General features: G+C 52.1%; 13 protein-coding genes. 2 read left to right on the plus strand and 11 right to left on the minus strand.

The genetic code is table 11. From position 1 onward, the window contains the following. Nucleotides 1-115 precede the first annotated feature (115 nt). From BKP64_RS05980 to BKP64_RS05990, 3 genes are read right to left on the minus strand one after another with little or no spacing between them, the layout of a single operon-like run. A complete protein-coding gene (locus tag BKP64_RS05980) occupies nucleotides 116-766 on the minus strand; it encodes a response regulator transcription factor (protein WP_070967281.1) in 651 nt (216 codons plus the stop codon). Next, complete coding sequence (locus tag BKP64_RS05985; RefSeq protein WP_070967283.1) at nucleotides 766-2,442, minus strand: PAS domain-containing sensor histidine kinase; 1,677 nt, start codon at nucleotides 2,440-2,442, stop codon at nucleotides 766-768. Before BKP64_RS05985 ends, BKP64_RS05980 begins: the two co-directional genes overlap by 1 nt. Nucleotides 2,443-2,479: 37 nt before the next feature. Next, nucleotides 2,480-5,095 (minus strand): CheR family methyltransferase, encoded by a 2,616-nt coding sequence (locus tag BKP64_RS05990; RefSeq protein ID WP_070967285.1) that lies wholly within the window; start codon nucleotides 5,093-5,095, stop codon nucleotides 2,480-2,482. Nucleotides 5,096-5,334: 239 nt separating this feature from the next. Here BKP64_RS05990 and BKP64_RS05995 point away from each other — a divergent pair, with 239 nt between their 5' ends. Then, a complete protein-coding gene (locus BKP64_RS05995) occupies nucleotides 5,335-6,288 on the plus strand; it encodes a nitrogen regulation protein NR(II) (RefSeq protein ID WP_070967288.1) in 954 nt (317 codons plus the stop codon). Between the two features lie 89 nt (nucleotides 6,289-6,377). Here BKP64_RS05995 and BKP64_RS06000 read toward each other — a convergent pair whose 3' ends face one another. The 3 genes from BKP64_RS06000 to BKP64_RS06005 form a co-directional block, all read right to left on the minus strand. Continuing rightward, entirely contained in the window at nucleotides 6,378-6,638 is a 261-nt protein-coding gene (locus BKP64_RS06000; RefSeq protein WP_070967290.1) for a hypothetical protein, read from the minus strand. Nucleotides 6,639-6,888: 250 nt separating this feature from the next. Then, complete coding sequence (locus BKP64_RS19390; RefSeq protein ID WP_198402653.1) at nucleotides 6,889-7,041, minus strand: hypothetical protein; 153 nt, start codon at nucleotides 7,039-7,041, stop codon at nucleotides 6,889-6,891. A gap of 164 nt (nucleotides 7,042-7,205) precedes the next feature. After that, nucleotides 7,206-7,571, minus strand: a complete 366-nt coding sequence (locus BKP64_RS06005; protein ID WP_227515516.1) for a YdcH family protein — start codon at nucleotides 7,569-7,571, stop codon at nucleotides 7,206-7,208. A gap of 50 nt (nucleotides 7,572-7,621) precedes the next feature. Between BKP64_RS06005 and BKP64_RS06010 the strand changes: the two genes are divergently transcribed. Beyond that, nucleotides 7,622-8,590 (plus strand): beta-ketoacyl-ACP synthase III, encoded by a 969-nt coding sequence (locus tag BKP64_RS06010; protein ID WP_070967295.1) that lies wholly within the window; start codon nucleotides 7,622-7,624, stop codon nucleotides 8,588-8,590. A 4-nt stretch (nucleotides 8,591-8,594) separates the two neighbouring features. Here the strand turns inward: BKP64_RS06010 and BKP64_RS06015 are convergent, their stop codons facing one another. From BKP64_RS06015 to soxB, 5 genes are read right to left on the minus strand one after another with little or no spacing between them, the layout of a single operon-like run. Beyond that, on the minus strand, nucleotides 8,595-9,536 hold the full coding sequence (locus tag BKP64_RS06015) for an MBL fold metallo-hydrolase (RefSeq protein WP_070967298.1): 942 nt from the start codon (nucleotides 9,534-9,536) through the stop codon (nucleotides 8,595-8,597). Between the two features lie 30 nt (nucleotides 9,537-9,566). After that, a complete protein-coding gene (gene dsbG, locus BKP64_RS06020; RefSeq protein WP_070967300.1) occupies nucleotides 9,567-10,322 on the minus strand; it encodes a thiol:disulfide interchange protein DsbG in 756 nt (251 codons plus the stop codon). Between the two features lie 40 nt (nucleotides 10,323-10,362). After that, nucleotides 10,363-10,875: a GlcG/HbpS family heme-binding protein gene (locus BKP64_RS06025; protein WP_070967303.1), complete on the minus strand. Its 513-nt coding sequence runs from the start codon at nucleotides 10,873-10,875 to the stop codon at nucleotides 10,363-10,365. Nucleotides 10,876-10,904: 29 nt separating this feature from the next. Further along, on the minus strand, nucleotides 10,905-11,375 hold the full coding sequence (locus BKP64_RS06030; protein ID WP_070967306.1) for a DsrE family protein: 471 nt from the start codon (nucleotides 11,373-11,375) through the stop codon (nucleotides 10,905-10,907). Next, complete coding sequence (soxB, locus tag BKP64_RS06035; protein ID WP_070967309.1) at nucleotides 11,372-13,129, minus strand: thiosulfohydrolase SoxB; 1,758 nt, start codon at nucleotides 13,127-13,129, stop codon at nucleotides 11,372-11,374. Before soxB ends, BKP64_RS06030 begins: the two co-directional genes overlap by 4 nt. Nucleotides 13,130-13,136: the final 7 nt, after the last annotated feature.

Below are 13,136 nucleotides of genomic sequence, written 5' to 3' on the forward strand. Positions count from 1 at the left end.
GGCATCAAAAGCTGTTGTTCAATCATTGAATCCCGCCATTCCGATTCTTCAAAAATGCACCGGTAGTGACGGGAATTCAACATGCAACTTTTTGATTTTCAAGGTATTCATCCCTTCAGTCACCCATCCTCAAAGTCCATGTTACGGCCCGTTGCATCAACACCGAACTTTTCTCAATACCGAGCTTCTTCTTTATGTGGTCCCGATGGGAGTCCACCGTTTTCGGACTCAGACACAACTGATCGGCAATTTCCTTCGAGGAAAACCCCTTTCCCAGCAAGGTAAAAACTTCGAGCTCCCGATCGGTAAGTATCTCTTCGGGCCGTTCCGGCACCCGGTCATCCCGATGGGTTCGGCGTTGTACGATGTGAGTCGCCACTTCCGGGTTGAGATAAATGCTTCCGCGCATGACGTCCTCAATTGCGCCGATCAATTTTGAGGCTGCCTGTTCCTTATTGATATAGCCATGGGCACCCGCCCGTAGCGTGCGTTCTGCATAAATCATATCGTCATGCATGGAAGCAACAAGGATTTTGATGGTCGAATCGTGCGTGTGTATTCGCTTTATAAGTTGAAGGCCGCTGCCCTCTGTAAGAGTGAGATCTACAATCACCAACTGGGGAGGGTTTTCTTTCAGGAGCTTCATTGCCTCTGTGGCCCCTGCGGCCTCCGAGACAACACTGTACCGCTCATCCCGACCGATCAGGTTCGCAAGGCCTGCTCTGAATATCGGATGATCATCCACGATCATGATTTTAGTCGTCATCACTGATTACCATGCGTTCCCTTATCCGGAGCCTGGTCTATGCAGCACGCGATCCTGGTGCCGTTTGGTGAAAAGTTACTGATATTCAGAGCTCCACCAATCAGACTGCAGCGATACTCCATGATCCGGAGGCCCTGTCCTGAGAGATAAGGCCGCTTGCTCACCGGCAGGCCAAGGCCATCGTCAATGATCTGGAGTTCGATGGAGTCTTCTTTGCCGGAAAGACGCACCACGATCTGTTTGGCCTGGGAGTGCTTTCTGGCGTTGTGAACGGCCTCTTGCGCAATCCTCAGCAACTGTATCTCGGTTTCATGGGGCAAGTTGCCAATCTGCTCAGAATGGGAGTGGTGGAAACTGCATTTGATACCCTCATTTTCCGGAAAGTTTCTTACCAGTGCTTCGAGGGCATCCACCAACCCACCATCAGAGACTTCCATTGGGCCCAAGTCAAAAATAATACCCCTGAGATCCGCAACACACTGCTGAAGTTTCTCACTAAAACCCATGAATTTCGAAGATGCAGCCTCGTCGGTTTGCGCCAGATCTTCTGCGATCACCCGGGTATCGAGAGACATTGCTGCCAGTTCCTGTCCGAGGCTATCATGCAGTTCACGGCTGATTCGGCTGCGCTCATCCTCAGCAACCTGCATGACTTCCCACTCAAGACGTCTTTTTTCACGCAGGTCTTGGAAAATAATCATGAAATGTTCTTCTTCATCAACACGGGCCAGCGCCGTCTCAACGGGAATCTGCTCGCCACTCTTGTCTTTGCATCGCAATTCCCTGCGCACTTTCGGTGCCTGGCCAATTAGCTCCCGGGCACAATCGGCCAAAGCACGCCTGAAGACTAATGCCCCGGTGTCAGTCAGCAGTTTCATGAGGCTGGCACCCAGGAGTTCATCCTCGGCGTAGCCGAACACCCGTAATGTGGCACGGTTGATGGACTGGATCAGATATTCGCCGTCAATGGTTATGATCGGATCGGCGGCCGCATTAAGAACCGCCAGGGTCTCCTGTCGGCTGGTCAGATACTGTTGTGCCCGCGCCTCGACGCGCTCCTCAAGTTCCCGATTCAGGCTTGTCAGCTCCGTTTCCAGCCTCTTCTGATCCGATATATCCGTAAGGGACGCGAACCAACTGAGCTCACCTGGATTCAACTGGCGATCAAGCTCACTGTCGAGCAGAACAGTCTTGGATTGGTTGCCTTTCGTTTTCAGTATTAGTGATGTTGACTGGGTTCTTGAATCATTAATGAGCGAGTAATGGTGTAGATGAAGATCGTCCTGGGAGTCCGGTGCCACAAAATCATGTAGCCGGCGCCCGATAATCTGTTGCGCTGGCACCTCGAATAATTTTGAAGCGGCCCGGTTGCAGTTCAGAATATTGCCTTTCGTCGAAAGCGTCAGAAATGCCACAGGGGCCCGTTCATAGAGCACAGCATAGCGGTCGTAGGCCACTCGGAGGTCGCCTTGAATTTTACGCAATTCTTCGTTCTGAATCTCGAGCTCGAGTTTATGTATGCTGAGCTCTTCGACGAGACCGTTCAGGTCCTCTTCCTCGTTTACCCCCCGCTGCTCCCTAAGCCTCTTCTCAGCGATCAACCGGAGGTCATTATTAACCGATTTACCGCTCTCTGGCTGATGGCCATTGTCATGTCCACTTCCTGAATGTTTCATCTCACACCTACCCACACGAGCTGCGGTTCATTAATGCTCATTCTGACCGCTGGATACCCTTGACCTCGTTAATGTCGACAAAGGTACAGATCAGGCCATCAATGACGTTTTCACGGGTTCGGTACGGCCGCAATTTCATTAAATACCAATGCCCGTCTTGGGTTTTCACTTCTTTTTCAATAGCTTTCAGTGTCGCCAGCACAGACTGGGCATCTCCTATCAGGTCTTCATCTGCAAGGTAGACTGCCAGTTCGCTGATGGGGCGCCCCTCATCCGATTCCCGAACTGCAATAACGTCCTTTGCCTTATCCGTAAACCGCTTGAGCCTGAGCTCGTTATCCAGGTACAGAATCGCCATAGCCGTGCTATTCAGCAAATTGGCCATGTCGTCATTAGCTTCTGACAGATTGTTCACTTTCTCAACCAACTCTGTATTGATTGAGCTCAACTCTTCATACAGCGAATGAGTCTCTTCTTTGGCGGTTTCGAGTTCCTCATTACTGCTCTGAAGCTCTTCGTTGGTGGACTGCAACTCTTCATTTGCAGACCTGAGCTCTTCATTCTGCGTTTCGACCTCCTGCAACAGTGCCTGATAAGCGGCTCGTGACTGTTCCAGATCTCGCTCCAGCTCAAACACATGGGAGACTTGTGGAGACTCGTTCCCATTCGATTGAGTCTCTTTCGGGCCAGTCGCGCTGACGGTCTGTAGCTCGGAATCACGAAAAATGATCAGGAACAGCCCCCTCATTGATTCAGGAGCTTGCAGTTTCTCGACGCCGACGAGCACTTCCCGGTCGTCAGAAGGTTCGACTTTTAAAGTCTTCTCAACCCGCTTGCCTTTGGAGGAGCCTGCCAGTCGCATTAAAACGGGCAGCTCCTGTGTAAGGCTGCCACGTCCCATTTCAAAAATGTTATAGTGGGGTCTGCCTTCTTGAGGCTCCAGGAAGCTCCCCGCTTTACCATGCAGGTAGAAAATATCCCCTCGCTCGCTGGCCAAAATAGCCCCGGGTGCAAACTTCCTGGCCAGCAACTTCAGCACACTTTGCGTCAGGTCACTGTCATCGGTTGGACTGGGCTGCATCCGGGCCTGGCTGAAGCGCGGAAATAAACCTCTTCGTCCCATAGAGTTAAAGTGTTTCATTGAATCTCGTTCTAGCAGAATATCTGGATTGCGTTTGAAGACCCTCCACGTGCCATTAACCGTCTCGAAAGCCTCGGACGCTTCGCCTACTGACTCTGATGGCCCCAGCACCAGCGTACCGTTTTCCCGAAGCGCCATGTGGAACATGGACAGTAGGTCGGCCTGCATATCCGGCTTCAGGTAGATCAGCAGATTCCGGCACGAGATAAGGTCGATTTGGGTAAAAGGAGGGTCCTTGATCAGATTGTGTGGAGCAAAAACAATCTGCTCTCGGATCGACTTGCAGATAGTGTAATGATCATCCGAATACGAGAAGTATCTGTTTAACAAACTCTCTGGTACTTCATTGATAATCCCGGCCGGGTACCGCCCTCGTCTGGCAATCGCAATGGCATCCGCGTCGAGGTCTGAGGCAAAAATCTGAATTTTTTTGGATTCGCCACTCTCTCGAAGAATCTCATTCAGGAGGATGGCGATTGAATAAGCCTCATCTCCCGTGGCGCAGGCTGGTACCCATATGCGTAAGCCATCTGAGTAATCTGGTTGGCGTAGCAATTTGGGGAAAAGGGTCTTCCGGAGGTAATCCCACAACTCCGGATCCCGGAAAAACCGGGTCACCCGGATCAGCATGTCACGAAAGAGAAAAGTAACCTCCTCCTCATCGTGAGTGAGGTATTCGACATAATCAGATGTTTTCTGAAAGTTATGCAAAGCCATTCGCTTGGCAACTCTCCGCCGCATGGTATTAGGCTTGTAACAGGAAAAATCGTTGCCTGTGCGAGCCAGTAACAAACTACAGATCCGTCGCAGCTCCCCGGCTGATGCCAGCGCCTCTTCGCGCTGAACCTGAACTGACTCCTGATTTTGGTGCAGGTACCCCTGTATCTGGGCGCCCATGTCTCCCGGTAGCAATACGGAGTCCACCAATCCTGTCGCTATCGCATTCTCAGGCATGCTTGTGAATTCAGCCGAATCCGGCTTCTGCACAATAATCATGCCTTCGTTGGCTTTTATGGCCTTCAGTCCGAGAGCTCCGTCACTGCCGGATCCGGACAGGACCACTGCAATTGCCCGGCTCTTGACCTCGTCGGCAAGCCGCTGGAAGGTAAAATCGATGGGGTGGTAAACCTTCATTGAAGGCACACCTTGCCTGCTGTCAGGCAGCGTCTGCTTAAGGGCTTCACTCGCGGTCAGGAGCTTGAAGATTCCACCTTTAACCTCGGTAAACCATTCTCCAGAAGGGTTGGTATAGATACAGTCTGGCTCAACCTTCATCCCATCTGTTATTTCCAGTGCTCGCTTTCCGGAGGACCGGGCCAGCAATTCCGGCAACATACTTTGGTGATCCGTTTTATGATGGGTAATGACCAGATAAGCACAACCAATAGGGTCCGGCGCACCTTTGAAAAAAGCATTCAATGCCTCCAGTCCACCGGCCGAGGCGCCCAGAATGACGATCGGGAGGCTTTCGTTGCATTCCTTGAGTTCGGTGCCCGAGGCTGACTCATTCATAAGTATTAATTTTCCCTATCTGACAGACTTCCAGAAGTAACAGCATTGCATCCTACACAGACAATCCTTAGGAGTTTTTCTCATACATTATTCAAGCTATGCCCCATATTATGGGTCATCTTACCAGCCTATAGTCTGAATCCCGGAGATCAAAAATGACAGGTTTCCAAGGTTCGTTTGCAGCAGAGTAAGAAAGTTGCCGCAGATCGACTTGAGTAAAGCAGACACGGAGTCAGGCTATGAACCATTCCCAACAATTCAGGCAGGATCAATCTTCTCAGGCGAATCATATTGCGTGGAATGTACTTGAGGCCACAGAGGACGGTATTGCGGTTACCAATGAGCTTGGCATTGTCTCCTACCTCAATGAGGCGGCAGAGGAAATCCTGGATATAAGCTTCGGAGAGGCTCTTGGCGAGCAGATCAACCAGATCCTTGCGCTCAGCCCCCTTGGACCTGAACGTTCGACTGGCAAGGTGGCCCCGGACGGTGAATTCGATGCGCAAGTGCTTAAAGGGCTGTTCACGTTACGGCGCCGAACCACCGCAACGATCATCAGCATCCAGGTCTCCGAGATAGGCAGCAGTGACACATTCGGCAAAGAGTATGTCTTTATTATTAGACAGCTACACGATCATTCCGGCTTGACCAACTCTCTGCGAGCATCTTCACGACCTATCAACATTTCTACCGGGCACCCTCGCACAGTCGATCACACGTTGCCGCCCAGAGAGCGTGCATCCGCGCGATTCAGCCTCACCTATCTGTGTCTTGACAAACTTCCGTCTGCCCCTTCGGCCGGAGAGCAGACACATTCAATACAAGATAGTTTTAAAGAAGCCTCAAAGCTCATCGAGAAACTGATGCCGGCCCAGGCGGCTCTATATCAAATAGGCAAAGGCGAATCTGTGCTTTTCATGGAAGAAAGCAGCCAGGTCTCGACAATTGAGATGGCCTTGAGATTGATTGATGTGATCCGTGCGAAGTTTCAGCTTTCTGCCAACCACAGTACGCGCATCGGACTCTCAGCGGGCGTGCTGATCATGCCTTCAAATACATCGAAGGGTAAGACCTCTCTGATGGTCGAGACCGCCCGCCAGTTATGTACCGAAGCCCGGCAACTCGGAAATAATGCAATTCAGGTTTGTGACCTTAACGCTCACGAGGCATCCGGCCATCGGGGCACCCATTGATGCCTGACCTCTAAAAGCAACCCTTTTACACAAAAGACCTACAGCCGGGACGGAACTAACCCGGCTGATTACTTCAACCAGCAGCTGAATCAGGAGTGGCGGTTTACCTCGCTGGCTGACGTGAACACTTTCCAGTCCACGACATTTCCGTCGGAATCGAAATGAACGTAGCCGCGGAAACTGGAGTCATCTTCCCATGCTTTGACGAATCCAACGGTTTCGCCAGCGTTTGAGACAAGCTCGAACCCTTCGCTGTGGTGATGTCCGGCACTGTCAGGGTTTACGTCAGATCGTTTTAGGGTAAGGGAGGAATCGAGTGGCAAGGTGCTTTGAAGGAATTCCTGGATCATCGTCACGCTCTCCTTTTCAGGTTGAACCGTTATGGTTCTGGAGGTAGCGACACTATAGGATGAAGCTCGCGCCGGGGACATAGGCGCAGATCAATTTTTTTATATCTTTTTGGGATAAAAAGCCTTTCATAACAACCGTGTATTACACTTACGTGACAGCCGCCGGAAGCCAGGTCAGGGGCTGAGGGAGACGTCATCAGGCCGGAGCAGCCTTGATAGAGCTACTCCACCCTGATGGCCAAGGGCCGGCTCAAAACTCCCAAAACGGAGTTTTCAGCCTTTTTGCAACAACTTCAGGTGACAATCCAACGTCGTTCAGCAAACGGCTGTCTCTAGTGGTCACGAGGTGAATAAAATCGCGTTTCATCCGCCATCCCTTATAAATCGATGCTGCTCTTTTCATTTTCCGTCTCCAGAATAAGGGTCCAATGGTTCCGGTTAGAATTAACCGGGATCAAGTTTTATTAGCCACCTATTCTAATGACAGGGCAGCCTTACCTGAATACTTGGAAACCCCTATCTGGCGGGCATTTCAGCGATTTACAGTAACTTTATGTTGCTTCAGTTTCAGGAAGCCTGACTGTTTTTCGTCAGGGTTTGGTAAAGATCATCTTTCAGTTGTGCACGCTGCTGTTTCATCCGATGGAGTTTGTCATCTCCGACCGGGGCCCCCCTTCTCTCCAGCCCCTCTATTTCCTGATCCAACTCTGCGTACTTTTTAAACTTCTCACTGAATTTCAGGTCGTTGGCTCTCAATTCATCAATCAGATCTTTGTACTGCGGAAATTCGCTGTGAAGTTCATGGTTGGAAATTCCCATCGCGGTTCTCTCCTCTTCGTTACAGAGTGGTGGATCACTTTCTACATTATAGTAGTCGAGCCTGCCAGTTTCGGTGGGTCTTTGACAAATCGCTAATAACGCCCAGAGGCTCATGGGTATAGCATGGAGTAACGATAAACAGTTACGCCTCGGGACTTTCACGAATGACGTTTGCACGAATTACCGGTACGGGCTCATACCTGCCAGAAAACATCGTTACCAACAAAGACCTTGAAAAGATGGTCGACACCACTGATCAGTGGATTCGTGAACGCACGGGTATCGAGCAGAGGCATATTGCCCTTGAGGGACAGACGACAGTCGATCTCGCGGAGCATGCCGCGCGTAACGCCATAGAGGCCGCCGGCATTGACGGTAAGGACATTGACCTTATTGTTTTCGCCACTTCCACGCCAGACAAGATCTTCCCCAGTTGCGCCTGTATTCTCCAGGCTCGGCTGGGCATTCATGGCTGCCCGGCATTTGATATTCAAGCGGTTTGCAGTGGATTTGTTTATGCCCTTGCCACTGCTGAAAAGTTCATCAAAACCGGTACCAGCAAGAAGGCGCTGGTAATCGGCGCAGAGGTATTCTCCCGAATCATCAACTGGGAGGACCGCGGTACCTGTGTGCTCTTTGGCGACGGAGCTGGCGCCGTCATTCTGGAAGCCGATGAAGAAACAGGCATCCTTTCAACCCATATCCACGCAGACGGTCAGTACGAGGAACTTCTTCACGTGCCTTGTGGAATCGCCCACGGGTACGACCAGGTGAAAGCCGGAAAGGCCTTCGTGGAAATGAAAGGCAATGAAGTTTTTAAAGTGGCCGTCAATACGTTAGGGAAGATCGTCGATGAGACGCTCGCAGCCAACCAGATGCAAAAGTCCGAGATCGACTGGCTGGTACCCCACCAGGCCAACCTGCGGATCATTTCAGCGACCGCTAAGAAGCTGAACATGTCCATCGATCAGGTGGTGGTTACCGTTAATGAACATGGCAACACCTCGGCGGCCTCCATTCCCCTGGCGCTGGACGTCGCTGTGCGCGATGGCCGCATCAAACGTAACGAGGTCATCCTGCTGGAAGCCTTTGGGGGTGGTTTTACCTGGGGATCCGCCCTACTCCGCTACTGAGCTTTCAGAAGTAATCGAACTCAAGGTGCTGGTAGACGCGTCCTGCGTTTTTACCAGCCAGTTCCTCGAACGTATCCAGGTACGCCCACTGGGACTGGTCGATATTATAGGCTTCGTCCAGGCCTCCCCCATTCTCAAGAATCTCGATAACCGCGCTTCTGAGAAACACCAGGTACCCACGGGTTTCGCGCGTAACGACGTCCAGCGTCGTTGGTTCGCCGTGCCCTGGTATGACGACCTCGGGGTCAAGTTCCTCACTCATCTTATCAAACGACTCTATCCAGGCGCCGGTATCCGTATCGTCAAACACCGCTAACAAACGCTGGTGGAACCCCAAATCACCAGTGATCAGCAGTTTGTCCTGAGGTATCCAAAGGGCAATGTCACCCGGAGAGTGCCCGGGGCCAAAGTAACGCAGCTCGATTTTCACATCGCCCATATCCAGGTCGTATCGGTCCGAAAACCCGATATCCGGAACGGCTACGTAAGTGCCTTCGGCCTTCTCTTTATTCCGGTTTTCCATCGATGCCAGCTTGATATCACCGTGCTCCCGGAACTCTTCTATCGCTGCCTCATGCGCAATGATCGGCACTCCCTGGTCCCGCCAGTAACTGTTTCCCAGCATGGCGTGACCCTGACCGTTTTCATTCACTACATACTTGACCACTTTGTCGGTCACACTGTGGATTGAGTTATGGAGGGCTTTGGCAAGAAGGTAATTGTCTCCTCCATTCATCACGACCACGCCCTTTGCAGTAATGATGAAGCTCAGGTTATTGTTGTGGCCATTGTTTTCGTAGGTACCGGGCGCGGTCTCGCCAATCGCGGAATACACACGGTCTGTTACTTTCGTCAGCTCAAGCTGGTCCGGCACACCGGATTCTCCGGCACTTACCAAAACCGGAACGAAAAGCATCAATCCTGAAAAGAAATTGCGTAATGACATTATTCGCACCTCCCCCATACAGTGCCCAAATTATTCCGGTGACCGGAACACCGCCTGCGATAACCCCAGATCATCCGGAAGACCGACGATCTTTCGGACCTCACCATGCTCATCGCGGTATAAAACGGCAGGTGTCGCTGATATCGCGAGCGCCTCCATCAAACGGTTGTTATTCTCAATTTTGACCCGGAGTGGTTCCGGGATATTTTCCGGAGTATCAAGCCAGTCTCTGGGAAACTGACTGTCGTGATAATCGAGCTGCGCCACCGGGTCCTGTGAGGCGATAACACTTGCCGCTTTAGCCAGGCTGGTCGGCTGGATTATTCCAACCATAATGTGCCTCAGCTGGATTCCACGCTTCAGAAAAGCTTTGGCCTTTTCTCTGAACACAATGCAATAACCGCAATTGGGATCAGTAAAAACGTAGACAATCCGCTTTGCGTCCCCGGGTCCTTCCCCAATCCATGTCGCGTTTTCCAGTTTCGCCCAAGCCCCTGTAAGGTCCAATTCGGGCAACCAGGCACGGATATGTTCTGCACTCAGATTTTGTCCAAATCCGTCCACCATTTTGCCGATAACAACATGCTCGCCATCCGGCATGAGGTACAGCGAAACCGGATGACCATTTCTGCGTCCAACGTAGCCCTCCAGCCCACCCGGGGCATTGAACCTGGCTTCAATCTTCAGACCGTCGTCAATAAGGACCTGCACTGCATCCGGGTACTGTCCAAAGGCTATCCCGGGCAAACAGACAAAAACCAAAATTACTTTAAGAACATCTCGCACTATGTTGTTATCTCATGGTTTTCTATTGAAACTTCGACAGTTAGAATGATGCCATTTCCAGGTCCATTTCAACGGCATCTACGCCTGCCTGGGCACACATTTCATCAGTTTCTCCGGAAGGTGCTCCACTCACGCCCACACCTCCTACCGTCTCACCGCTGGCCTGTATTGGAACCCCGCCGGCAGACAGAAGAACCTTCTCAACCTTGCCAACGGAAAATGGTCCGGTGAAACGATCTTCCATGGCGGATGTCTTGCTGGTGAATGTCATGGCGGTATAAGCCTTCCGATAGCTGACTTCCAGCGCAAGGTCCATGGCGAGCACATCGCGCAGCACGACCTGTGGGTGACCTCCCCGATCAACGACGGTGACGGCGACCTGAACGCCCTGTTCCCGGCACGTATCAATGGCGGTTTTGGCGATGGTCAGAGCGGTGTCCATGGACAAGCGCTTGATTTCAACCATCACCGGTTGGTCTGTCTCCGCCGCATTGGCAAGTCCCGTTGCAGAGAGTGCTGCTGTAAACATCAGTGTCGATAGATTGAAGCGCATGGTTTGTTTCCTTTAAATGGCCCAGTGCATCAGGGGCGGACCAATACATATCCTTGTTCGACTCTCTCAAGAATATGGGCAACACCTACCTGCACAGGCTGACTTTGAGGATGGAGTTCAGGCCTTTCGCCCGTTGCTCTCTCGATCGTGTCTATGGTGTTCATACATACTGAGAACCGGACCCCTTGAGACATCAGGCTGGTAATCTGCTCCCGATGCTTGTTGTCGGCGTAAAGCAGTCGCACCCCGGGGCCAAACGTTGTGATCTCAATATCAATCAGGTCCAGATCGTAATACTCAAGAAGATTACCAGCGACGCTCAGAACCTTTTCCTGCTTTTCCGGCTCATCATCGCTGAGCTGTAGAAGCAGGAACTTTTCGGCAAATGGCTTCTCCGGGTTTAAAGGCTCACCGGCGTGGAGGTTTGCACCGGCTGACAGCAGGATCAGAAAGATCAGCCCTGTCAGACCTCCTCTGGGTAAACCTCCCGCCGCTCTCATGACGAATAGTCTTCCAGCCCCGGGTTACCCTCCACGTTTTTAAGGCGGGGAGTATTGAACTTGGTAATCCGGACCGTTTTCTCCGATCTCAGATAATCAGCGACCACATCCCAGATTGGCCGTCCCGGAGCTCGCGAGTTGACAGTGGCCCACCCGGCAACTTTGTACATCTTGTCGGCTTGAATCAGTTCTCCGTTATCCAGGCGCATGTCGGAAATACGGCCATTCATGTTCGCCGTCGGATCACAGGTATAGTCCATCCCACCTACCCGAACCATGTCACCGCCCTGCTGGTAGTACGGGTCCTTGTTGAACAGGTTGTCTGCCACGTCTTCCATGATCAGTTTCAGATCAGCGCCAGACATTTCCCGAACATAGGTTTCCGGATAGGTGATCGCAGTGGCGTTCATTACGTCGTCCATTGTGATGGCGTCTCCCGGCAGAACCGTGGTGCCCCACCGGAAACCGGGTGACAGGGAAATCTGAGCATCCAGAACCTCCCTCTGCGCATCACAAATCACCTGATCCATCGTTCCGTTGAAGTTGCCGCGGCGGTATAACAGTTCATCGGCGATGGCGAGTTTCTCTCCAAGCTTGTCCATGTAGGGTGCCCGGACTTCCTGGATGAAGCTGCTCATGGCAGCATCCGGCTTGATCAGGTCCGAAAAAACCGGCAACAGTCTGTATTCATAGCCACGGACTCCGCTGTCTCCGATATCGAGGTCCAGAACAGCCACATACTTGCCGTTGGTGCCGGCATTACTGACCAGGGTCTTTCCACCAGGGTTCTTGACAACAGTTGGCTGCGGAACGGCGTCGTGGGTATGGCCACCAAGAATGGCATCGATACCGGTTACCCGGCTGGCCATCTTCAGGTCTACATCCATACCGTTATGGGAGATAACGACGACGGCGTTAACTTTTTCTGTTTCCCGGATTTCGTTGACCAGCGCCTGCATCTCGTTTTCCCGAATACCAAAACGCCAGTCCGGTATGAAATAGGAAGGGTTGGCGATCGGTGTGTACGGAAAGGCCTGACCAATGATCGCAACGCGCTTGCCACCAAGTTCGCGGATCGAATAGGGTTTAAAAACGCGGCCACTCATTTCGTCAAACGACTCGGCGCCCATAAACATGGCTTCGTCCGACAAAAAGATATTCTGGGCCAGAAACTCACCCTCGAAGCTGTTTATGTTCTTCCGGATCTGTTGCTCCGGATAGGTGAATTCCCAGTGCCCCGTCATGATATCAATACCAAGACGATTGCTGGCCTCCACCATATCCTCGCCATTGGTCCAGTAAGCGGTCCCCGACCCCTGCCACAGGTCCCCGCCATCAAGCAGTAAAGAGTTTCCGGCCCCCGCCTGCTCACGCAACTGGTCGATGAGCGTTTTCAGCTGGGCAAAGCCACCGAGGCGGCCATACTCCTGTGCCGCTTCCTGATAATTCAGGTAGGTAAAAGCGTGGGCTCGTGAGGAGTTTGCCGGGATCCCGAAGTGTTCCAGGAAATGTGATCCCACCAGATGGGGTACTTTACCCTTGCTGGGGCCAACCCCCAGGTTCACGTTGGGCTCGCGAAAATACACCGGTGAAAGCTGGGCGTGAATGTCCGTCAGATGTAACAGGCGCACATTGCCGAATTTCGGTATGTCGTATAACCCCTCTCCCCCTTTCGCCAGAGCAAGTTTCGGGGCAAGGCCGGCAATCGCGGCTGCTTGCATGGCCAAGAGAAAATCTCTGCGGGAAATCGACACGGTCTTT

The sequence above is a fragment of the Marinobacter salinus genome (assembly GCF_001854125.1).
In the GTDB taxonomy this organism is placed as follows: domain Bacteria; phylum Pseudomonadota; class Gammaproteobacteria; order Pseudomonadales; family Oleiphilaceae; genus Marinobacter; species Marinobacter salinus.